Origin of the sequence: Pseudomonas spirodelae, from assembly GCF_034653255.1 — a bacterium.
GTDB lineage: Bacteria > Pseudomonadota > Gammaproteobacteria > Pseudomonadales > Pseudomonadaceae > Aquipseudomonas > Aquipseudomonas spirodelae.
The window spans coordinates 142,694-164,846 of sequence record NZ_JAYEET010000055.1 but is presented as its reverse complement, the minus strand read 5'-3'; the positions used below and the strand labels follow the sequence as shown (position 1 = coordinate 164,846).

The following is a 22,153-nucleotide window of genomic DNA, read 5'->3' as shown; positions in this document are numbered from 1 at the left end:
TTAAAAGTACCCCTGACGTTTCTTCTCTTCCATCGAGCCGGCGGAGTCATGGTCGATGACGCGGCCTTGGCGCTCAGAGGTTTTGGCCAACAGCATTTCCTGAATAATCTCCGGCAAGCTGGTTGCCGTGGACTCCACCGCCCCCGTCAGTGGGTAGCAGCCGAGGGTACGGAAGCGCACCATCTTTTTATGGATGCTGGCTTTTTGCTCAGGGGTAAGGTGCTCGAGGATGCGCTCGTCGTCGATCATGATCAGCGCGCCGTTCATCTCGATCACTTCGCGCTCGGCAGCGAAATACAGCGGCACAATCGGGATGCTTTCCAGGTAGATGTACTGCCAGATATCCAGCTCGGTCCAGTTGGACAGCGGGAATACGCGGATCGACTCGCCCTTCTTGACGTTGCCGTTGTACACATTCCACAGCTCAGGGCGCTGATTCTTCGGGTCCCAGCGGTGCTTGCTGTCGCGGAAGGAGTACACACGCTCTTTGGCCCGCGACTTCTCTTCATCGCGGCGCGCGCCACCGAAGGCAGCATCGAAGCCATATTTATCCAGCGCTTGCTTGAGCCCCTCGGTCTTCATCACGTCGGTGTGCTTGGCGCTGCCGTAGGTGAAGGGGTTCATGTCCTGCGCCACGCCATCGGGGTTGGTGTGGGTGATCAGGTCCAGGCCGTACTCGTTAACCATTTTCTCGCGGAAGCTGTACATCTCCTGAAACTTCCAGCGCGTATCAACGTGCATCACCGGAAACGGCAGCTTGCCCGGAAAGAACGCCTTGCGTGCCAGGTGCAGCATCACGGCAGAGTCTTTACCGATGGAATAGAGCATTACCGGGTTGTCGAATTCGGCGGCCACTTCACGAATGATGTGGATACTTTCCGCCTCCAGCTGTTTCAGGTGGGTCAGTTTATCGAGCATGGCTACTCACGAATGGCGATGTGTTTAGGCCGATGGCCGTGGACGAGACGGCACTCTAGCACAGCACCTTTGTCTAATCAGGAGACTGGTTAGATCGAAACGATCTAGCTTTATGCCAGCAAAATAGACGCCCCGCGCCCATTAACGACCTCACGAAGCAGAGCCAGGCTCGGCACAATGACCGGCGACAGTAATAACCGAGCAGCCCCCGCTAGGGAATCAAATGGCCGAAGGGTGCGGGCGGCTGCAGGAATACTCAGATGGGGTTGGGGCAATCGATAAACAGATGTTCAATCGCAAAGCGCCGGGCCAGGTAATCGCCCAGCGCCTGCACACCGTAACGCTCAGTGGCGTGGTGGCCGGCGGCAATAAAGCTGACGCCATTTTCGCGCGCGCTGTGGAAGGTCTGTTCTGAGGCCTCGCCGGTCAAATACAGATCAACCCCGGCGGCGATGGCCTGGTCGATATAGCCCTGACCACCGCCAGTGCACCAACCCACTCGACGGATCATGCCCTCGCCTTCGACCAACAGTGGCTCACGCCCTAGCACCCGCTGCACATGCGCGGCAAAATCCTGCGCCGTCATCGCTTCAGCCAATGAGCCGATCAGCCCTACGGTGCGCAGATTATCGGGTTCCAGCGGTCCCTCAACAGTGATGCCCAGTTGCGCCGCCAATTGCACGTTATTGCCCACCTCAGGGTGGACATCCAGCGGCAGGTGATAAGCCAGCAAGCTGATGTCGTTGCCCAGCAAGGTTTGCAGGCGGCGGCGTTTGATCCCGGTGACGCAGGGGTTCTCGCCCTTCCAAAAGTAGCCATGGTGCACCAGCACCACGTCGGCATCGGCCTCAACGGCAGCGTCCAGTAACGCCTGACTGGCGGTGACGCCACTGACGATACGCCGGACCTGCGGCCGTCCTTCTACCTGTAAGCCATTGGGGCAGTAGTCGCTGATACGCGCGGCGTTAAGAAAGCGATCGGCTTCGTCCACCAGGGTCGTCAGGGCAATAGCCATAGAATGTCCTTAATCAAGCGTTACGAGACGCTGCTTTATTATCAGTCGCCTCTCTATAATGGCGCACCTTAAGGGCCGCACTTGCTGCCCTGCAACCCTCAGGATTGTTTCAATGCTCAAGGCCCTGCGTCCCTTCGGCTGGCCCCTACTGGTCGGTGTGCTCCTGGCACTGCTGATCATGCAATATTTCCCGCAATGGGTCGGTTTGCCGGGACAGGACGTGCATGTGCGCCAGGCCCCGTTCTACAGCCGCATGCAGGAAGGGCCGGTGTCCTATGCCGAGGCAGTCACCACCGCGTCCCCGGCGGTCGCCAACCTGTACACCACCAAGTTCGTCAACAAGCCGACCCACCCGCTGTTCGAGGACCCGCAGTTCCGCAAGTTCTTCGGTGACAACCTGCCCAAACAGCGGCGCATGGAGTCGAGCCTGGGCTCGGCTGTGATCATGAGCCCGGAAGGCTACCTGCTGACCAACAACCACGTGGTCGCCGATGCCGATCAGATCGTGGTGGCGCTAAAAGATGGCCGCGAAACCCTGGCACGACTGATTGGCAGTGACCCGGAAACCGATCTCGCGGTGTTGAAAATTGACCTGCCGGACCTGCCGTTTATCATTCTCGGCCGCTCGGACAACATCCGTATTGGCGATGTCAGCCTGGCCATCGGCAACCCCTTCGGCGTCGGCCAGACCGTGACCATGGGCATCATCAGCGCCACCGGGCGCAACCAACTGGGCCTCAACACCTACGAAGATTTCATCCAGACCGATGCGGCGATCAACCCGGGCAACTCGGGCGGCGCGCTGGTGGATGCCTACGGCAACCTGATTGGTATTAACACCGCGATTTTTTCCAAATCCGGTGGCTCCCAAGGCATTGGCTTTGCCATCCCGGTGAAACTGGCGATGGAAGTGATGCAGGCGATTATCGAGCACGGCCAGGTGATTCGTGGCTGGCTGGGTATCGAGGTGCAACCGCTAACCCCAGAGCTGGCCGAGTCCTTCGGACTGGAGGGTCGTCCCGGCATCATAGTGGCTGGCATCTACCGTGACGGCCCAGCACAAAAGGCCGGCCTGCAACCGGGTGATCTAATCCTCAGGATCGCCGGTGAAGCGGCCAGTGACGGCCGCAGCTCAATGAACCAGGTCGCGCGCGCCAAGCCAGGCGAACGGATCCGCATCGACATTCTGCGCAACGGCGAGCCCATGCAATTGAGCGCCGAAATTGGCGTCCGCCCCCCCGTCAACGAAAAATAATCCGCTCTGCGCCCTGTCGCCCCCGTCGTAAAGCGGCTGCACATCTAAGGCGGCATAAAAAAAGCCGGAACGCTATAGCGCTCCGGCTTTTTTAAACACTTCAGATTAGAGGCTTTGCAGGGCCTCCAGCAGTGCTTGATTCTGCTCTGGCGTACCAATGGTGATACGCAGGAACTGGGCAATGCGCTGCTGCTTGAAGTGGCGCACGATCACGCCCTGTTCACGCAAGCCCGTTGCCAGGGTCGCGGCATCTTTCTCCGGGTGACGAGCAAAGACAAAGTTCGCCGCCGAAGGCAACACCGCAAAGCCGAGCTTCTCCAGCCCCGCCACCATAACCTCACGGTTGTCGATCACCTGCTGACAGGTTTGCTGGAAATACGCCTTGTCCGCAAACGCTGCCGCCGCACCTGCAATTGCCATGCGATCCAGCGGATAAGAATTGAAGCTGTTTTTGATCCGCTCAAGCGCCTCGATCAGGTCCGGGTGACCGACCGCAATACCGACCCGCAGCCCAGCCAGGGAACGCGACTTGGACAACGTCTGGCTAACCAGCAGGTTTGGGTATTTATCCACCAGGCTGATCGCCGTCTCGCCGCCAAAATCGATATAGGCCTCGTCGACCAGCACCACGGTATCGCTGTTGGCCTTGAGCAGTCGTTCGATGGCGTCTAGGCCCAGGGCGCAACCAGTCGGCGCATTCGGATTAGGGAAGATGATGCCCCCGTTGGGCCGCATGTAATCTTCCACGCGAATCTGGAACTGCTCATCCAGCGGCACCTGCACGGAATCGATGCCATACAGGCCGCAGTACACTGGATAGAAGCTATAGCTGATGTCCGGAAACAGAAGCGGCTGGCCGTGCTGAAACAGACCGTGGAAGGCGTGCGCCAACACTTCATCGGAACCATTGCCGACGAAAACCTGAGCCGCTTGCACCCCGTAATAATCGGCCACCGCTTGCTTGAGCCGGTCGCTGTTCGGGTCCGGATACAGGCGAAGGTTGTCATTGACCTCGGCCTGCATGGCGGCGATGGCCTTGGGCGACGGGCCATAGGGATTTTCATTGGTGTTGAGTTTGACCAGCTTGGCCAGTTTCGGCTGCTCACCCGGCACATAAGGCACCAGGTCTTTGACGAAGGGGCTCCAGAATTTGCTCATCTGCCCTTCTCTCCTCGAATTCGTTGCGGTCATTGGCGGCGCTGATGGGTATCGCTTCGCTCAACCCATCCTACATTCGCTCGTTAGTTCTTGATGCGGTACTCGGCGCTGCGGGCGTGGGCAGTTAGCGACTCGCCACGGGCCAGCACACTGGCGACCTTGCCCAACTCAGAAGCACCTTCTGCCGAGCAATGGATGATCGACGAGCGCTTCTGGAAGTCATACACCCCCAGCGGCGAGGAATAGCGCGCCGTGCCGGAGGTTGGCAGCACGTGGTTGGGCCCGGCGCAGTAATCACCCAAGGCTTCGGCGGTGTAACGACCCATAAAGATCGCGCCCGCATGACGGATCAGCGGCAGGTACTGCTCGGGGTTTTCCACCGACAGCTCCAAGTGCTCTGGCGCAATGCGGTTCGCAACTTCAATGGCCTGCGCCATATCAGCGACCTGGATCAGTGCTCCACGGCCTTCAAGGGAAGTGCGGGCAATCGTCTCGCGCTCCAGGGTCGGCAGCAGCTTGGCGATGCTCTCGGCGACGCGGTCGAGGAACGCCGCATCCGGGCTGACCAGAATCGACTGGGCGTCTTCGTCGTGCTCGGCCTGGGAGAACAGGTCCATGGCGATCCAATCAGGATCGGTCTGGCCATCGCACACCACGAGAATTTCCGAGGGACCAGCGATCATATCGATGCCGACCTTGCCGAATACGTGGCGCTTGGCGGTGGCGACATAGATATTGCCGGGGCCAACGATTTTGTCTACCGGCGGCACGCTTTCAGTGCCATACGCCAGCGCGGCGACAGCCTGGGCACCACCGATGGTGAACACCCGGTCTACACCTGCGATACAGGCGGCAGCCAGCACAATTTCATTGATCTCGCCGCGCGGCGTCGGCACCACCATCACCACTTCCGGCACGCCGGCGACCTTGGCCGGAATGGCGTTCATCAGCACTGAGGATGGGTAGGAAGCCTTACCGCCTGGCACATATAAGCCAGCGCGATCCAGTGGTGTGACCTTCTGCCCCAGCACCGTGCCGTCAGCTTCGGTGTAGGTCCAAGACTCCTGCTTCTGCCGCTCGTGGTAAATCCGCACACGTTCGGCGGCCTTTTCCAGCGCACGGCGCTGCTCGTCGGTGATGCGGGTCAGGGCCAGCTCCAGGCGCTCGCGTGGCAGTATCAGATCGGCCATCGAGGCGACATCCAGGCCATCGAACTGCTTGGTGAACTCGACCAATGCAACGTCGCCACGCTCACGCACGGCTTTGATGATATCCAGCACGCGATAGTTGACCGCATCATCCGAGACACTTTCCCAGCTCAGCAGATGATCCAGATGCTGGGCAAAGTCCTGGTCAGCGGCATTGAGTCGGCGGATAGCGATAGGAGCGGTCATAGCGGGCCTCTTAATTGGCAAATGCTCGGGCGTCGCTAGGCTACCAAGCCCACCGCATGGACGCCCGAGAAAATTGGCTATGACACGGATAGGCAAGCGCGGCGTAATGCCGCGCAGAGGGTATTAGCGGGGGTGTCGCGCTTCGACCGCTTCACGCAGGGTGTCGATCAACAGCTGAATACGCGCATGCTGCATCTTCATCGACGCCTTATTGACCACCAGGCGCGAGCTGATCGTGGCGATCAACTCCTGAGCTTCCAGGCCATTGGCACGCAAGGTGTTGCCGGTGTCGACCACATCGATGATCTTGTCGGCCAAGCCCACCAGCGGCGCCAGCTCCATCGAGCCGTACAGCTTGATGATGTCGACCTGACGGCCCTGCTCGGCGTAATAACGCTTGGCCACGTTGACGAATTTGGTCGCCACCCGCAGCCGGCCTTTCGGCTCAGGCGCGCCGACGGCACCGGCGGTCATCAGTTTGCACTGGGCAATACGCAGGTCCAGTGGCTCATACAAACCCTGGCCGCCGTACTCCATAAGCACGTCCTTACCCGCCACACCGAGGTCGGCCGCGCCGTGCTCAACATAAGTCGGCACGTCGGTGGCACGCACGATCAACAGGCGAACGTCATCCAGCGTGGTCGGGATAATCAGCTTGCGGCTTTTATCCGGATTTTCCGTCGGTTCGATGCCGGCTGCCGCGAGCAGCGGCAGGGTGTCGTCGAGAATCCGACCTTTGGACAGAGCAATAGTCAGCATGATCTCAACCCGGTACGCGGCGAATCTTGGCACCCAAGAGCTGCAGCTTCTCTTCGATACACTCGTAACCGCGGTCGATGTGATAGATACGGTCGATCAGGGTGTCACCCTCGGCCACCAGCGCAGAGATCACCAGGCTGGCCGATGCACGCAGGTCAGTCGCCATAACTGGCGCGCCCTTGAGCTTCTCGGTGCCGGTGACGATGGCGGTGTTGCCCTCAACCTGAATCTGCGCGCCCATGCGGATCATTTCATGCACGTGCATAAAACGATTCTCAAATACGGTTTCGATTACCGTACCGGTGCCCTCGGCAACCGCGTTAAGCGCGACGAACTGCGCCTGCATGTCGGTCGGGAAAGCAGGGTACGGAGCCGTACGCAGGTTTACCGCTTTTGGCCGTTTGCCATGCATGTTCAGCTCGATCCAGTCGTTACCACAGGTGACTTCGGCACCCGCTTCCTGAAGCTTGGACAATACCGCCTCGAGGGTGGTCGGATCGGTGTCCTTGACCTTGACGCGGCCGCCGGTGATTGCCGCCGCCACCAGGTAGGTGCCGGTTTCGATACGGTCAGGCATCACGCTGAAACGCGCACCATGCAGACGCTCAACACCATCGATGATGATCGTGTCAGTGCCAGCACCGGTGATTTTCGCACCCATGGCGATCAGGCAATTAGCCAGGTCGACCACTTCCGGCTCACGTGCGGCGTTTTCCAACACGCTACGGCCCTTGGCCAACGTCGCCGCCATCATGATGTTCTCGGTACCGGTCACGCTGACGGTATCGAAGAAGAAGTGCGCGCCACGCAGGCCGCCTTCAGGCGCCTTGGCCTTGATGTAACCGGCCTCGACATCGATGATCGCGCCCATGGCTTCGAGGCCACGGATGTGCAGGTCAACCGGACGCGAACCAATGGCACAACCACCCGGCAGGGCCACTTCGGCATAGCCAAAACGCGCGACCATCGGACCGAGCACGAGGATCGAGGCGCGCATGGTTTTCACCAGCTCATAGGGTGCAACCAAAGTCTTGATTGCCCGCGCGTCGACTTCAACGCTGAGCTTTTCATCAATGATTGGCTCAATACCCATGCGACCGAACAGCTCGATCATGGTGGTGATGTCGTGCAAATGCGGCAGGTTGCAGATGGTAACGGGGGCGTCACCGAGCAGGGTAGCGGCAAGAATCGGCAGGGCAGAGTTCTTCGCCCCGGAAATGCGGATTTCGCCATCAAGGCGCACACCGCCGGTAATAATCAGTTTGTCCATGATGCTCTCGGTTTAGGAGCGCGCGGCCCAATCGGCACGGCTAAAGAATTTCATACTCACGGCGTGGATACTGCCATCGGCAATCCAAGCGTTGAGGTGAGCATAGATCTGCTGCTGACGCTTAACTGGGCTAAGTGAAGCCAACTCGTCACTGATCAGGTTCAGCTGAAAGTTGCAGCCTTCGCCTTCAACTTCCACTTGGGTATCCGGCAATTTAGCCTCAAGGAGACTTTTTACTTCTAAGGCCTGCATGCTCAACCTCGATCAACGCATAAATTAACGACAGCCGAGCAGATGCTCGCGGGTCGGGCATCATACAAAAAAGCCCTCCGCCTGCGAACCCCGCATTCCTGCCAACCGACCGAAGCCAGGGCGACAGTTGCTCAAGATTGCAGCGGCAGAATGTCCAACAACCCGCAAACACCAGCAATTTCATGCATATCTTTGGGCAGACTGCGCACGGTTAGGGTTTTGCCTGCAGCACTGGCGTCACGCATAAAGGCCAGCAATAAAGACACCCCTACGCTGCTGGATTTCTCCACTGCGCTGCAATCGAGCACGAAAGCAGACGCCTGACTGGCCTTTAGCAAACGCGCACCCTGCTCACGCAGCGCCGGAGCGCTCTGGTAATCCAGCTCGCCAGCCAGACTGAAAACACCGGGCGAGGTTTCGCTGATGCGGGCCGAAATCACGACGCATCCGCCCCTTGACGAGCCTTGGCGACTGTTTCAGTCCAGTTATCGATGACCTTATCCAGGTCATGGCGATTGTCTTGCATGGCCTGGGCGAACTGGTCGCGGAACAGCTTGCCGACGTTGATCCCATTGATGATCACGTTGCGCATCTTCCAGGTGCCATCCTGGCTGACCATGGTGTAAGACAACGGATAGACCGTGCCATTACCGTCCTTGATTTCCATGTTGACCGCAGTGCGCTGCGGATCCTGCTGACCACTTACCGGCAGCACACGGATGTCCTGATTGTTGTATTCCAGTAGTGCGTTGCCATAAAACTGCATCAGGCTGCGCTTGAAGTTTTCCTGAAATCGCTGCATTTGCTCAGGCGTGGCCTGACGCGAATAGCGCACAGTCATCACGCCACGGGAAATCCCATCAACATCCACAACCGGACCAAGAATAGTGTTCAGCGCGTCGTAGAATGCACCCGGATCGGTACGGTATAGCTCTTTGTTGGCCTTCAGATCCGCCAGCAGCGTAGTGGTCGTCTGCTGTACGACATCATGGGCCGCCGGAGCGGCCAGCAGCGAACATGACATGAACGCTAAGCAAACAAAAAGACTGTTACGCAGTGCTTTGATCATCGTTAGGCCCCTTATCAATTAGCCTGGTCTTTGTTGACCGAGTTGAGCAAAAACTTACCAATCAAGTCTTCCAGCACCAGGGATGACTGCGTGTCGTAAATGGTGCCGCCATCGCGCAACACGTCTTCTTCGCCACCCACACTGATGCCAATGTATTTCTCGCCCAGCAAGCCGGCGGTAAGAATCGAAGCGGTGGAGTCGACAGGCAAGTTATCCACGGCATCATCCAACAGCATGGTGACGCGCCCCATGTAACTGCTCCGGTCCAGATCGATTGCAGTGACCTTGCCGATTGCCACACCGGCCATAGTGACTTTAGATCTGACCGTCAAACCGGCGATATTCTCAAAGTGCGCATAGACCTTATAGGTGTTGTCAGCACTGCCAACAGTCAGTCCACTGACGCGCAAAGCCAAGAGCAGCAAAGCCAACAACCCAGCCAACAAGAACAAGCCGACACCCACTTCCAGCGTGCGGTTCTGCATCAGAAATCTCCAAACATCAAAGCGGTCAGAATAAAGTCCAGCCCCAATACGGCGAGCGAGGCGTACACCACGGTTTTCGTGGTGGCACGACTAATCCCTTCCGACGTCGGCTCACAGTCATAACCCTGAAACACAGCAATCCAGGTCACCACAAACGCAAAGACCACACTCTTGATCACGCCATTGAGCACGTCTTCGCGAAACGAAACACTGCTTTGCATGTTGGCCCAGAACGAGCCCTCATAAACCCCCAGCCAGTCGATGGCGACCATAGCGCCGCCCCAGATACCGACCACACTGAAGATCATCGCCAGCAGCGGCATTGAGATAAACCCGGCCCACAAGCGCGGAGCGACAATATATTTAAGCGGGTCAACGCCAATCATCGCCAAGCTCGACAGCTGCTCGGTGGATTTCATATTGCCAATTTCCGCGGTCAACGCCGACCCGGCGCGCCCGGCAAACAACAAGGCCGTAACTACCGGCCCCAGCTCACGCAGCAAGGTCAGAGCAACCATCTGCCCCACCGCCTGCTCAGAGCCATATTGAGCCAAAATACTGAAGCCCTGCAGCGACAGCACCATACCGATAAAAATGCCGGACACGACAATGATGGCCAGCGACATCACCCCAACCGAGTACAGCTGCTTGACCAGCAATTGAAAACCATTGCCCGTCGAACCACGACCAAACAACGCGCGCAACAGAAACAGTCCCGAACGCCCCAGCGTGGCCACTACATCAATACCGGCGCGACCGAACAGGCGCACCCGTTCAAGCACAGATGTCTTGCGCATCAGCGCTCCCCCAGCAGATCATTGCGGTAGTTGGCCGCAGGAAAGTGGAACGGCACGGGGCCATCAGGGATGCCCTGCATAAACTGACGTACGCGGGGGTCTTCCGAGGCTTTCAACTCCTCTGGTGTGCCCTGCCCCAATACCTGGGTATCACCGACGATATAGATGTAGTCGGCAATGCTGGCGGTTTCAGCCAGGTCATGGGAGACCACAATACTGGTGATCCCCAGCGCATCACTGAGCAGACGGATCAGTCGCACCAACACGCCCATGGCAATGGGGTCTTGCCCCACGAAGGGCTCGTCATACATAAGTATTTGCGGATCCAGAGCAATCGCCCGCGCCAATGCCACGCGACGCTTCATCCCGCCTGACAATTCATCAGGCATCAAATCCAAGGCACCGCGCAGGCCCACCGCCTGCAGCTTCATCAGCACGATGTCGCGAATCATCTCTTCGGGCAGCTGGGTATGCACCCGCAACGGAAAGGCGACGTTCTCGAACACATCCAGGTCGGTAAACAAAGCGCCACTCTGGAACAGCACGCCCATCTGCTTACGCATATCGAACAGATCGCTGCGCGACAGCGTCGGTAGATTTACGCCATTAACCCACACCTCGCCCTGGCTCGGTTTGAGTTCGGCAGCAATCAAACGCAACAGCGTGGTTTTGCCACAGCCGGACGGCCCCATAATCCCGGTGACCTTGCCACGCGGAATACGGATATCGATGTTTTTGAAAATATCCCGCTCGCCGCGTTTAAAGCTCAGGCGTTTGAGCTCAACTGCATACGGGTTCTCGGCGTTCATCTGGACTCCTTGCTAAACGCTTGCCTGACTGACGTACAGCCCCATAAAAAGGGCACTTCTGATCGCCTAACGTGCCGAAAATGGGCGCGAACTATAGCATCGCGAGCCCCTTCGCCCAAGATTGATCTTGTCGCCATAGAAACGCGCCAGTGCCCAGCTTGAAACTGGAAACACTGGGCAGGCGCACCTTTACCGTTATAATCAGCAGCTTTTAGCCCGCACGCCGCAGAGAAGTCATGAGCCAATCCACCGATCTGATTGAGTCAGCGCAGCGCACCATTCGCTTGGAACTAGAAGCCATTCAAGACCTGCTGCAACGCATCAACGGCGATTTCGTGCGTGCTTGCGGGCTGATTCTTGCCAGCAAAGGCCGCGTGGTTGTGGTCGGCATGGGTAAATCCGGCCATGTCGGCAACAAGATTGCCGCCACCCTGGCCAGCACCGGCACCACTGCGTTCTTTGTGCACCCGGCCGAAGCCAGCCACGGCGATATGGGCATGATCACCCGCGATGACGTGGTGTTGGCACTGTCTAACTCTGGCTCCACTGTGGAAATTGTTACCCTGCTGCCGCTGATCAAGCGCCTCGGCATCACCCTTATCAGCATGACCGGCAACCCCGAATCGCCGCTGGCCAAGGCTGCCGAAGTCAACCTCGACGCCCGCGTAGCGCAAGAAGCCTGCCCACTGAACCTGGCCCCAACCTCCTCCACAACCGTATCCCTGGTACTGGGTGACGCACTGGCCATCGCTTTGCTGGAGGCCCGCGGCTTTACCGCCGAAGACTTCGCCTTCTCCCATCCGGGCGGCGCATTGGGCCGACGCTTGCTGCTCAAGGTTGAAAACGTCATGCACGCCGGCGCCAGCCTTCCGCGCGTCAAACGTGGCACCTCACTGCGCGACGCGCTGCTGGAAATGACCCAGAAAGGCCTGGGCATGACGGTCGTGACCGAAGACGATGGCCGCCTCGCCGGGGTATTCACCGATGGCGACCTGCGCCGCACCCTGGATCGCAATATCGACGTTCGCCAGACCATTATCGACGAGGTCATGACTGCGCACGGCAAGACTGCCCGCGCGGAGATGCTTGCAGCAGAGGCACTGAAAATCATGGAAGACCATAAGATCAGCTCACTAGTCGTGATCGACGACAACCAGCAACCGGTTGGCGCATTGAATATGCACGACCTGCTGCGCGCTGGAGTCATGTGATGAGTACTGACGTGAACACCCAAGACCTGCTGCAACGCGCCAAGGCCGTCAAACTGGCGATTTTCGATGTGGACGGCGTACTCACCGACGGCAAACTGTATTTCCTCGTCGACGGCAGCGAATTCAAGACCTTCAACACCCTCGACGGCCACGGCATCAAAATGCTGATCAACTCCGGCGTACGCACTGCAATCATCAGCGGCCGCAAGACCCCGGTGGTTGAACGACGCGCGCAGAACCTGGGAATTCAACACCTGTACCAGGGCCGCGAAGACAAGCTAGTGGTACTTGATGAGCTACTCGGCGAACTGGGCCTAGACTACTCACAGGTCGCTTACCTGGGCGACGACCTGCCCGACCTGCCAGTGATGCGCCGCGTAGGCTTAGGCATGGCGGTCGCCAGCGCTGACGGTTTTGTTCGCCAACATGCTCACGGCATTACTCATGCGCGCGGCGGCGAAGGTGCTGCACGTGAGTTCTGCGAGCTGATCATGCACGCCCAAGGCACACTTGAAGCAGCTCAAGCCGCTTACCTATAAGGCCTACCATGCCCCGCAAATTATTTAATATTGCTCTGCTTGCCGGCGTCATCGCGCTGGTGGCAGCACTTGGCTACTGGAACCTCAGCCCCGACGGCTTTAATCAGCAGCCTGACAGCGCCGTGACCGACAATGCCATCGACTTTTACGCCACTAACACCTATACCGTGCAATACCAAGTCGACGGCAAACTGCACTATGAGCTGACTGCAGACAAGGTCGAGCACATCAAGGCCAGCGATATCACCCTGATGACCAGCCCGAACATGGATCTATTCCGCGGCACAGCGCTGCCCTGGAAAATCCGCAGCGAGCGCGGCGAAGTCTCTCCAGGCGGCACGGAAGTCGAATTGATCGAGAACGTACGCGTCGATCGTACTGACGCCAAAGGCCGCCCAACCGTTCTCACCACCAGCCGCCTGACCGTCTTCCCCGAGAAGGAATATGCGCAGACCCAGCAAGCCGTTAGAATCGTCGCGGCCAATGGGGTGACCACGGCACAAGGAATGAAAGCGTACATGAATGACGGCAGGATGCTCCTGCTGTCCAACGTAAGAGGTCAGCATGAGGCTCGTTAACACCCTCCCCCTACTACTCAGCCTCAGTGCCGCACTTGGAAGTGCTAGCGCCTGGGCTCTGCCGTCAGACCGCGATCAACCGATCCGCATCCAGGCCGACAGTGCAGAGCTTGATGATAAACAAGGCGTGGCGGTTTACCGCGGCGACGTTGTGATTACTCAAGGCACACTGAAAATCACGGGCAACACCGTGACCATCACCCAGAACGCCCAAGGCGATGTCGAAGTGTTTACCTCAGTCGGCAAGCCGGCCTACTACGAACAACTGCCATCGGCCGACAAGCAGGTCGTCAAAGCCTACGGCCTGACCATCCAGTACTTCATGGCCAATGATCGCGTGGTATTGATTGACCAGGCCAAGGTGATCCAAGAAGGCAACACCTTCGAAGGCGAGAAAATCGTCTATGACACCCAGCGCCAAATCGTCAACGCCGGCCGCGCCACAGGCACCAACATCACTGCGCCACGTCCGCGCATTGACATGGTGATCCAGCCGAAGAACAAACCAGCCGAACAGCAGGCGCAGTAATAATGGCCACATTGAAAGCCCAACACCTGGCCAAAAGCTATAAAGGCCGCCAGGTCGTACGCGACGTCAGCCTGAGCATCGACAGCGGACAAATCGTCGGCCTGCTGGGTCCCAACGGCGCCGGCAAGACCACCTGCTTCTATATGATCGTCGGCCTGGTGCAGGCCGATCAGGGCCGCGTGATGATCGACGACCTCGACGTCAGCCATCAACCTATGCACGGCCGCGCGCGCGCCGGTATCGGCTACCTGCCGCAGGAAGCCTCGATCTTCCGCAAGCTCAGCGTGGCCGACAACATCATGGCCATCCTGGAGACCCGCAAAGACCTCGACGGCGCATCACGCCGCAAGGAGCTTGAGGGCCTGCTGCAGGAGTTCCATATCAGCCATATCCGCGACAACCTCGGCATGAGCCTGTCCGGTGGTGAGCGTCGCCGCGTAGAAATTGCTCGCGCCCTGGCAACCAACCCCAAGTTCATCCTGCTCGACGAGCCCTTCGCCGGTGTCGACCCCATCTCCGTGGGCGACATCAAGCAGATCATCCATCACCTCAAGGCCAAGGGCATCGGCGTACTGATCACCGATCACAACGTCCGCGAGACCTTGGACATTTGCGAGACGGCTTACATTGTCAGCGATGGCCAACTGATCGCCGAAGGTGATGCCGAGACCATTTTGGCCAACCAGACAGTAAAAGAAGTTTACCTGGGGCATGAGTTCCGGCTGTAACCACGGCTTTTCTCAAGCCTGTTGCAGCCAAGGCTAGGCAAAAGCTTTAGAGTCAGGCATATAATTTGCTTCCTGGTGGCGTTTTTAAAAATGCCCTGTAGTGGATTGCGCACAGACGCCGGTAAATAAGGTCTGCAATGAAACCATCGCTCGTCCTGAGAATGGGCCAGCAGCTGACGATGACACCGCAGCTGCAACAGGCCATCCGTCTGCTCCAACTGTCGACCCTGGATCTGCAACAAGAGATCCAGGAAGCCTTGGAGTCCAACCCGATGCTCGAACGCCAAGAAGAGGGCGATGACTTCGACAACTCGGACCCCATGGCCGATGGCGCAGAAAGCGCCAATACCAGTGAGCAGGCTGAAGCCCCCCTTCAAGAAACCAGCTACCAGGAAACCACGCAGACTGTGGACAACCTGGAAGAAGGTGACTGGGGTGAGCGCATCCCCAACGAGCTGCCCGTCGACACCGCCTGGGAAGACATTTACCAGACCAGTGCCAGCAGCCTTCCCAGCAACAGCAACGATGATGACGAGTGGGATTTCACCACCCGCACCTCCAGCGGTGAGAGCCTACAAAGCCATTTGCTGTGGCAGCTCAACCTGGCGCCAATGTCGGACAAGGACCGCCTGATTGCTGTAACCCTGATCGACTGCATCAACGACCAAGGCTACTTGGAAGAAACCCTGGAAGAAGTGGTCGACGCATTCGATCCCGAGCTGGACATCGAACTCGATGAAGTCGAAGCCGTGCTGCACCGCATTCAGCAATTCGAGCCCACCGGCATTGCCGCGCGTAACCTGGGCGAATGCCTGCTCCTACAACTGCGCCAGCTGCCTGCAAAAACACCGTGGCTGAGCGAAGCCCAGCGCCTGACCAGCGATTACCTCGACCTGCTTGGTAGCCGCGACTACAGCCAGCTGATGCGCCGTATGAAGCTCAAGGAAGATGAGCTGCGCCAGGTCATCGATTTGATCCAGACCCTCAACCCGCGTCCCGGCTCGCAGATAGAATCCAGCGAACCGGAATATGTGGTGCCCGACGTGATCGTGCGTAAACACAACGAGCGCTGGCTGGTGGAGCTGAACCAAGAAGCGATGCCGCGCCTAAGGGTTAACGCGCAATACGCCGGCTTTGTGAAGCGCGCCGACTCCAGCGCCGACAACACCTTTATGCGCAACCAACTGCAAGAAGCGCGCTGGTTTATCAAAAGCCTGCAAAGCCGCAACGAAACCCTGATGAAAGTCGCCACGCAGATCGTCGAACACCAGCGCGGCTTCCTCGACTACGGCGACGAGGCCATGAAGCCCCTCGTGCTGCACGACATCGCCGAAGCCGTAGGGATGCACGAGTCGACTATTTCACGGGTAACAACGCAGAAGTTCATGCACACCCCGCGCGGCATTTACGAGCTGAAGTACTTCTTTTCCAGCCATGTCAGCACCTCTGAAGGGGGCGAATGTTCGTCGACAGCGATCCGCGCCATCATCAAAAAACTGGTCGCGGCGGAAAATGCGAAAAAGCCGTTGAGTGACAGCAAGATCGCTGGTCTACTGGAGGCACAAGGCATTCAAGTCGCTCGCCGTACGGTCGCAAAATACCGTGAGTCCCTCGGAATAGCGCCCTCCAGCGAGCGCAAACGATTGATCTAAGGCGGCACTAAGAAGGAAGACCCGTCACACTGCACAGAACCTTTCAGGTAAGGCTTTTTCGCTACGCGGCCATACAGCCAGAATCCGTTCTGCCAGAGTCTTCCACGCCACAGTGTTCCGGCGGCAGGCCTCTTGCCTGCCTCTTACACACGGTAACAAGGAGAAAGCGGTATGCAAGTCAACATCAGTGGACACCAGCTGGATGTGACCGACGCCCTGCGCGACTATATCGGCGAAAAACTCGGCCGATTAGAACGCCACTTCGACAAGATCACCAATGTACAAGTCATCATGGAGGTCGAGAAACTCAAGCAGAAAATCGAAGCGACCCTGCATATTGCAGGCGGTGAAGTCGTCGCGAATGCCGAGCATGACGATATGTACGCCGCCATCGATTTACTGACCGACAAACTCGATCGACAACTCATCAAACACAAGGAAAAACAGCTCGATCGTCAACAAGGCGCTATGGCCCGCTGACGTCGTCTATCTCCTATGATCCGACTTGAAACTATCCTGACCCCCGGCCGTTCCCTAGTGAACGTGCCGGGCGGCAGCAAAAAACGTGTTCTCGAACAGATTGCCAACCTGGTAGCGCGAGAGCTGCCTGACCTGGATGGCCAAGACATCTTCGAAAGCCTGATTGCCCGTGAAAAACTGGGTTCAACCGGCTTCGGTAATGGCATTGCCATACCGCATTGCCGCCTGCCGGGTTGCACTGCACCGATCAGCGCCCTGCTGCGCCTGGACGCTGCGGTCGACTTCGACGCCATTGATGGCGCCCCCGTCGATCTGCTGTTTGTTCTGCTGGTGCCAGAGGCCGCCACTGACGCTCACCTGGAATTGCTTCGGCAGATCGCTAGCATGCTCGACCGCAGCGACGTGCGTGCCAGCCTGCGCCAAGCCGAAAGTAGCGAAGCCTTGTATCAAGTGGTCGTTGACGTACAAAGCCAACTCAATCGAGCCTGAACATGCGCCTGATCATCGTTAGCGGTCGTTCCGGCTCCGGGAAGAGCACGGCCCTCGATGTGCTCGAGGACAACGGTTTCTACTGCATCGACAACCTGCCCGCGGGGCTGCTGCCAGAACTGGCCGAGCGCGCTCTGTTGCATACCGAACTGCTGCATCCGCAGGTCGCGGTATCCATTGACGCGCGTAACCTGCCGAGCCATCTCAAGCGTTTCCCCGAGCTGCTCGAAGAGGTTCGCGCCCGGCACATCAAATGCGATGTGCTCTACTTGGACGCCGACGAAGAAACCCTACTCAAGCGTTTCTCGGAAACCCGCCGGCGCCACCCGCTAACCAACGAGAATCGCTCGCTGGCTGAAGCCATCGCCGATGAAAGCCTGCTGCTAGGCCCGATCATCGACCTGGCCGACCTGAAAATCGATACCACACACCTCAACCTTTACCAACTGCGTGACAGCATCAAGCTACGTCTGCTTAGCCAGCCCGAGCCGGGCACGGCATTCCTAATTGAGTCTTTTGGCTTCAAGCGCGGCATGCCGGTGGATGCCGACCTAGTATTCGACGTGCGCTGCTTGCCTAATCCCTACTGGAAGCCAGACCTGCGCGACTTCTCCGGGCTCGACCAGCCGGTTGTCGATTACCTCAGCGCCCAGGCCGATGTTGAGGAGATGTACCAGGATATCCTTGCCTACCTGACCAAATGGCTGCCGCGCTTTGCCGCCAGTAACCGCGCCTATGTCACGGTGGCGATCGGCTGCACTGGCGGGCATCATCGCTCGGTATACCTGGCCAACCGCCTAGGCGAAACGCTGAAGCCCATTCTAAAAAATGTCCAGATTCGCCACCGCGACCTCAGCTAAGGAATTGCCGCGATGCCCGCCTGCGAAATCACCATTATCAACAAGCTTGGCCTGCATGCCCGTGCGGCTGCCAAATTTGTTGGCGTTGCCGGGCGCTTTCCTTGTCAGGTTAAGGTCGGTCGCAGTGCCGATAGCCTGGTGGATGGCAAAAGCATCATGGCGGTTATGATGCTCGCCGCCGGCAAAGGCACTGACGTTCATCTGCATACTGAAGGTGAGCAAGATGCCGAAGCGCTGCAGGCACTGAGCGAGCTGATCAACAACTACTTCGATGAAGGCGAGTAAACACGCAGGCCATAAAAAATGTCCTGAAGCTATTTAAAAGTCGCGTAGCGACGGCTCGCAGAGTGGCTGCTCTGAATGGCAGGTAATAAAAAGGGCTGCTCACGCAAATGGGCAGCCCTTTTTTGTGCCGTATTGCTTAGCTACCGGCCACCGTCATCCGCTCGATTAGCACCGAACCGGTGCGAATGTTACTGCGCAGCTCCAGATCATTACCAACTGCGACAATCTGCTTAAACATGTCACGCAGGTTGCCGGCGATGGTGACTTCTTGCACCGAAAACTGGATTTCACCGTTTTCCACCCAGTAACCACCCGCACCACGCGAATAGTCACCAGTGACCATATTCAGCCCCTGCCCCATCAGCTCGGTGACCAGCAGACCGCGTCCCATGCGCTTAAGCAGGGCTTTCTGGTCTTCATCGCCATGACTGACGAACAGGTTGTGCACGCCGCCGGCGTTGGCAGTACTGGGCATGCCCAGCTTGCGCCCGGAATAGGTGCTGAGCACATAGGACAATAGCTCGCCGCGCTCGACAAATGACTTGGCATAGGTCGCCAGACCGTCACCATCGAAAGCGGCACTGCCGAGTGCGCGTGGAATATGTGGCCGCTCATCAATGGTCAGCCATTCTGGGAACAGCTGCTGGCCCAACGCCCCCTCAAGAAATGACGACTTGCGATACAGATTGCCCCCAGAAATAGCCGCCAGAAAGCTGCCAAACAGCCCGCCAGCCAGCTCAGCGGCAAACAGCACCGGTACTTCACAGGTCGGCACCGGACGCGCACCCAAACGGCTCACGGCACGCTCGGCAGCCAGGCGACCAATACTGCCCGCATCGGCCAGCAACTCGCCCTGGCGGTTAACGTCATACCAGTAGTCCCGCTGCATCTGCCCGGCCGCTTCGGCAATCATTACGCAGCTGAGGCTGTGCCGTGTACTGGCATAGCCACTGACAAAGCCATGGCTATTACCGTAAACCCGGCACCCCTGATGGGTATTGAGCGTGGTGCCATCGGCGTTCTTAATCCGCTGATCGGCAGCAAAAGCCGCCGCCTCACAGCTCAACGCCTGCTCGATGGCCTGCTCTGGGGTGATTGACCAGGCGTGATACAGATCCAGCTGCGGCAGTTCGCGCGCCATCAGTGCAGCATCGGCCAACCCTGCGCACTCGTCCTCGGAGGCATGTTTAGCAATCGCCAACGCCGCCGCGACGGTTTCACGAATGGCCGCCTCACCGCTGGCGGACGTGCTGGCCGAGCCCTTGCGCTGGCCAACATATAACGTGATGCCAAAACCTTGATCACGGTTGAACTCGACCGTCTCCACTTCGCACTGACGCACCGTGGTGGACAAGCCCTGCTCCACTGACACAGCCACTTCACAGGCGCTGGCCCCCTGCTTTTTCGCTTCGGCAATAATCTGCTCCACCTGCGCCTGCAATTGCGGCACGGCCTGGGGCCCGACGATGTCTACTGCACTCATAAAAACTCCTGAACGATAAGCGGCAAGCGCGACCACACAGGCCAGACGCTTACAGCTGGAAACTTACTGCTATCATGGCGGCGTTTTCCACTGGACCGCCACCATGTCTGAATACCTTGACGACTTCTCCGGCGAGAAGAGCAAAACCCAGATCAAACGCGAGCTGCATGCGCTACAAGATCTGGGGCAACGCCTTACTACCCTGAAGCTCGATCTGCTGAACAAGCTACCGCTGACCGACGAGCTGCGCCGCGCGCTCGCCGAAGCGCCCAAGCACACCGCCAACGCGGCGAAAAAACGTCATGTGCAGTTTATCGGCCGGTTGATGCGCGACCAGGATGTCGAATCCATCCTGACCCTGCTTGACCAGCTAGATGCCTCCACACGCCAGTACAACGAACGCTTCCATAACCTCGAGCGTTGGCGCGACCGCCTAATCAACGGTAACGATGACACCCTGGAGGCCTTTGTCGGTGAGTATGCCGAGGCTGACCGCCAACACCTGCGTCAGTTGATCCGCCAGGCTCAACACGAACTGGCACAAAACAAAGCGCCAGCAGCTTCACGCAAAATCTTCAAATACATCCGCGAGTTGGATGAAGCGCAACGCGGTTTGCGCTAAGCCGCGATGGTGGGTTACGCCTTCGGCTAACCCACCCTACGCCCTTCTCAACACACCCTACGACCCTGTTCCCCCGACGGTAATCGCATCAATCTTCAGCGTCGGCTGGCCAACTCCTACTGGTACAGATTGGCCATCCTTGCCGCAGGTGCCTACGCCGCTGTCCAACGCCAGGTCGTTACCGACCATCGACACCCGGCTCATAGCTTCAGGGCCATTACCGATCAGGGTGGCGCCTTTGACCGGCGCAGTGATCTTGCCGTCCTCGATCAAGTAGGCCTCGCTGGTGGAGAAGACGAACTTGCCGCTGGTGATGTCGACCTGGCCGCCGCCGAGGTTGGCGCAATAAATGCCTTTCTTCACCGAACGGATGATTTCTTCCGGGTCGCTTTCACCGGCGAGCATGTAGGTGTTGGTCATGCGCGGCATCGGCAAGTGCGCGTAGGATTCGCGCCGGCCGTTACCGGTCGCCGCCACGCCCATTAGGCGGGCATTCAGCTTGTCCTGCATATAACCCTTGAGCACACCGTTTTCGATCAGCGTGGTGCACTGGGTCGGCGTGCCTTCATCGTCCATGCTCAGCGAGCCACGGCGCTCAAATAAAGTGCCGTCATCGACGATGGTGCACAGGCTGGAGGCGACTTTCTCGCCCATTTTGCCACTGTAGGCCGAACTGCCCTTGCGGTTGAAGTCACCTTCCAAACCATGACCGACCGCCTCGTGCAGCAGCACACCGGACCAGCCCGCGCCCATCACCACCGGCATGCTGCCAGCGGGTGCGGGAATCGCTTCCAGGTTAACCAGCGCCTGGCGCAACGCCTCACGGGCATAGCCCATGGCGCGCTCTTCGTTATTGCTGGTCTGCTCAAGGAAATAGCGGTAATCGGTGCGCCCGCCGCCGCCATGACCGCCACGTTCACGACGACCGTTCTGCTCGACGATTACGCTGACGTTGAAGCGTACCAATGGGCGGATATCAGCCCCTAAGCTGCCGTCAGCCGCGGCGACCAAGATGCGATCCCAGACACCTGCCAGGCTAACTGAGACCTGCTGAATACGTGGATCGAGGGCGCGGGTGGCAACATCAATGCGTTTGAGCAGCTCGACCTTTTCCGCACGGCCCAACACATCCAGCGGGTTGTTCTGGGCATACAAGGGCTTCACCAGCGGGCTGCTGAACGCCTGCACGCGGGCACTTTGCCCAGCCCGGGCAATCGAGCGAGCCGCACGTGCCGCCTGACTCAGGGCATCGGCGGTGATCGCATTGCTGTAGGCGAAACCGGTTTTTTCCCCGGACTGCGCGCGTACGCCAACGCCCTGGTCGAGGTTGAAGCTGCCTTCCTTGACGATGCCATCTTCCAGCGCCCAGGTTTCCGAAGCCTGGCTCTGGAAGTACAGGTCAGCCGCATCCACTCCCGGTCCGGCCAACTCGGCCAAAACACCCGGCAGGTGGTCAAGGGTCAAACCGCCTGGCCCGAGCAAATGCTCGCTGACGGATACCAACATATCGCTCATA

At 58.5% G+C, this 22,153-nt stretch carries 26 protein-coding genes; 12 read left to right on the top strand and 14 right to left on the bottom strand.

Annotated elements, in window-relative coordinates; translation table 11 throughout:
• Together cysD and SOP97_RS18800 are read right to left on the bottom strand one after the other, a co-directional pair.
• A complete protein-coding gene (gene cysD, locus SOP97_RS18805) occupies positions 1–918 on the bottom strand; it encodes a sulfate adenylyltransferase subunit CysD (RefSeq protein WP_274086365.1) in 918 nt (305 codons plus the stop codon).
• Positions 919–1,174: 256 nt separating this feature from the next.
• Complete coding sequence (locus tag SOP97_RS18800; RefSeq protein WP_322950451.1) at positions 1,175–1,933, bottom strand: Nif3-like dinuclear metal center hexameric protein; 759 nt, start codon at positions 1,931–1,933, stop codon at positions 1,175–1,177.
• 112 nt (positions 1,934–2,045) lie between these two features.
• Here SOP97_RS18800 and algW point away from each other — a divergent pair, with 112 nt between their 5' ends.
• Positions 2,046–3,188 carry a Do family serine endopeptidase AlgW gene (gene algW / locus SOP97_RS18795; protein ID WP_322950450.1) on the top strand — a complete coding sequence of 381 codons (1,143 nt, stop codon included), beginning with the start codon at positions 2,046–2,048 and terminating at the stop codon, positions 3,186–3,188.
• Between the two features lie 105 nt (positions 3,189–3,293).
• On the opposite strand, the gene hisC is transcribed toward algW, so the two are convergent.
• The 10 genes from hisC to SOP97_RS18745 all read right to left on the bottom strand — a co-directional run bounded on the left by hisC (position 3,294) and on the right by SOP97_RS18745 (position 11,181).
• The gene (gene hisC / locus SOP97_RS18790; RefSeq protein WP_322950449.1) at positions 3,294–4,346 is read right to left on the bottom strand and encodes a histidinol-phosphate transaminase; all 1,053 of its coding nucleotides are present in this window, start codon (positions 4,344–4,346) and stop codon (positions 3,294–3,296) included.
• Positions 4,347–4,429: 83 nt separating this feature from the next.
• The gene (gene hisD / locus SOP97_RS18785) at positions 4,430–5,740 is read right to left on the bottom strand and encodes a histidinol dehydrogenase (protein WP_322950448.1); all 1,311 of its coding nucleotides are present in this window, start codon (positions 5,738–5,740) and stop codon (positions 4,430–4,432) included.
• 123 nt (positions 5,741–5,863) lie between these two features.
• Positions 5,864–6,499, bottom strand: coding sequence for an ATP phosphoribosyltransferase (gene hisG, locus SOP97_RS18780; RefSeq protein WP_274086370.1), 636 nt, complete (start codon positions 6,497–6,499; stop codon positions 5,864–5,866).
• A 4-nt stretch (positions 6,500–6,503) separates the two neighbouring features.
• Positions 6,504–7,769: a UDP-N-acetylglucosamine 1-carboxyvinyltransferase gene (gene murA, locus SOP97_RS18775; RefSeq protein ID WP_274086371.1), complete on the bottom strand. Its 1,266-nt coding sequence runs from the start codon at positions 7,767–7,769 to the stop codon at positions 6,504–6,506.
• Positions 7,770–7,781: 12 nt separating this feature from the next.
• Positions 7,782–8,021 (bottom strand): BolA family protein, encoded by a 240-nt coding sequence (locus SOP97_RS18770; protein WP_274086372.1) that lies wholly within the window; start codon positions 8,019–8,021, stop codon positions 7,782–7,784.
• A 131-nt stretch (positions 8,022–8,152) separates the two neighbouring features.
• On the bottom strand, positions 8,153–8,461 hold the full coding sequence (locus SOP97_RS18765; RefSeq protein WP_322950447.1) for an STAS domain-containing protein: 309 nt from the start codon (positions 8,459–8,461) through the stop codon (positions 8,153–8,155).
• A complete protein-coding gene (locus SOP97_RS18760; RefSeq protein WP_322950446.1) occupies positions 8,458–9,090 on the bottom strand; it encodes an MlaC/ttg2D family ABC transporter substrate-binding protein in 633 nt (210 codons plus the stop codon). Before SOP97_RS18760 ends, SOP97_RS18765 begins: the two co-directional genes overlap by 4 nt.
• A 14-nt stretch (positions 9,091–9,104) precedes the next feature.
• The gene (gene mlaD / locus SOP97_RS18755) at positions 9,105–9,575 is read right to left on the bottom strand and encodes an outer membrane lipid asymmetry maintenance protein MlaD (protein ID WP_322950445.1); all 471 of its coding nucleotides are present in this window, start codon (positions 9,573–9,575) and stop codon (positions 9,105–9,107) included.
• Positions 9,575–10,372 carry a lipid asymmetry maintenance ABC transporter permease subunit MlaE gene (mlaE, locus tag SOP97_RS18750; protein ID WP_274086376.1) on the bottom strand — a complete coding sequence of 266 codons (798 nt, stop codon included), beginning with the start codon at positions 10,370–10,372 and terminating at the stop codon, positions 9,575–9,577. The genes mlaD and mlaE overlap by 1 nt, the downstream gene beginning before the upstream one ends.
• Entirely contained in the window at positions 10,372–11,181 is an 810-nt protein-coding gene (locus SOP97_RS18745) for an ATP-binding cassette domain-containing protein (RefSeq protein ID WP_322950443.1), read from the bottom strand. Before SOP97_RS18745 ends, mlaE begins: the two co-directional genes overlap by 1 nt.
• Before the next feature lie 236 nt (positions 11,182–11,417).
• Here SOP97_RS18745 and SOP97_RS18740 point away from each other — a divergent pair, with 236 nt between their 5' ends.
• From SOP97_RS18740 to SOP97_RS18695, 10 genes are all read left to right on the top strand, one after another.
• Positions 11,418–12,392, top strand: a complete 975-nt coding sequence (locus SOP97_RS18740; RefSeq protein WP_274086378.1) for a KpsF/GutQ family sugar-phosphate isomerase — start codon at positions 11,418–11,420, stop codon at positions 12,390–12,392.
• A complete protein-coding gene (locus tag SOP97_RS18735) occupies positions 12,392–12,931 on the top strand; it encodes a KdsC family phosphatase (protein ID WP_274086379.1) in 540 nt (179 codons plus the stop codon). Before SOP97_RS18740 ends, SOP97_RS18735 begins: the two co-directional genes overlap by 1 nt.
• An 8-nt stretch (positions 12,932–12,939) precedes the next feature.
• Positions 12,940–13,509 carry an LPS export ABC transporter periplasmic protein LptC gene (lptC, locus tag SOP97_RS18730; RefSeq protein ID WP_322950442.1) on the top strand — a complete coding sequence of 190 codons (570 nt, stop codon included), beginning with the start codon at positions 12,940–12,942 and terminating at the stop codon, positions 13,507–13,509.
• Entirely contained in the window at positions 13,496–14,038 is a 543-nt protein-coding gene (gene lptA / locus SOP97_RS18725) for a lipopolysaccharide transport periplasmic protein LptA (RefSeq protein ID WP_322950441.1), read from the top strand. Before lptC ends, lptA begins: the two co-directional genes overlap by 14 nt.
• A gap of 2 nt (positions 14,039–14,040) precedes the next feature.
• Entirely contained in the window at positions 14,041–14,766 is a 726-nt protein-coding gene (lptB, locus tag SOP97_RS18720; protein WP_090243414.1) for an LPS export ABC transporter ATP-binding protein, read from the top strand.
• Between the two features lie 137 nt (positions 14,767–14,903).
• Entirely contained in the window at positions 14,904–16,418 is a 1,515-nt protein-coding gene (locus SOP97_RS18715; protein ID WP_322950440.1) for an RNA polymerase factor sigma-54, read from the top strand.
• A gap of 171 nt (positions 16,419–16,589) precedes the next feature.
• Positions 16,590–16,898: a ribosome hibernation-promoting factor, HPF/YfiA family gene (gene hpf, locus SOP97_RS18710; RefSeq protein ID WP_274086383.1), complete on the top strand. Its 309-nt coding sequence runs from the start codon at positions 16,590–16,592 to the stop codon at positions 16,896–16,898.
• Between the two features lie 15 nt (positions 16,899–16,913).
• Complete coding sequence (gene ptsN / locus SOP97_RS18705; protein ID WP_108488228.1) at positions 16,914–17,387, top strand: PTS IIA-like nitrogen regulatory protein PtsN; 474 nt, start codon at positions 16,914–16,916, stop codon at positions 17,385–17,387.
• A gap of 2 nt (positions 17,388–17,389) precedes the next feature.
• On the top strand, positions 17,390–18,247 hold the full coding sequence (gene rapZ, locus SOP97_RS18700) for an RNase adapter RapZ (protein WP_322950439.1): 858 nt from the start codon (positions 17,390–17,392) through the stop codon (positions 18,245–18,247).
• A gap of 12 nt (positions 18,248–18,259) precedes the next feature.
• Entirely contained in the window at positions 18,260–18,532 is a 273-nt protein-coding gene (locus SOP97_RS18695) for an HPr family phosphocarrier protein (RefSeq protein WP_322950438.1), read from the top strand.
• A 136-nt stretch (positions 18,533–18,668) separates the two neighbouring features.
• Here SOP97_RS18695 and pmbA read toward each other — a convergent pair whose 3' ends face one another.
• Positions 18,669–20,015, bottom strand: coding sequence for a metalloprotease PmbA (pmbA, locus tag SOP97_RS18690; RefSeq protein ID WP_322950437.1), 1,347 nt, complete (start codon positions 20,013–20,015; stop codon positions 18,669–18,671).
• A gap of 103 nt (positions 20,016–20,118) precedes the next feature.
• Here pmbA and yjgA point away from each other — a divergent pair, with 103 nt between their 5' ends.
• On the top strand, positions 20,119–20,637 hold the full coding sequence (gene yjgA / locus SOP97_RS18685) for a ribosome biogenesis factor YjgA (protein ID WP_274086387.1): 519 nt from the start codon (positions 20,119–20,121) through the stop codon (positions 20,635–20,637).
• A gap of 57 nt (positions 20,638–20,694) precedes the next feature.
• Here yjgA and tldD read toward each other — a convergent pair whose 3' ends face one another.
• The gene (gene tldD, locus SOP97_RS18680) at positions 20,695–22,152 is read right to left on the bottom strand and encodes a metalloprotease TldD (protein WP_322950436.1); all 1,458 of its coding nucleotides are present in this window, start codon (positions 22,150–22,152) and stop codon (positions 20,695–20,697) included.
• Position 22,153: the final 1 nt, after the last annotated feature.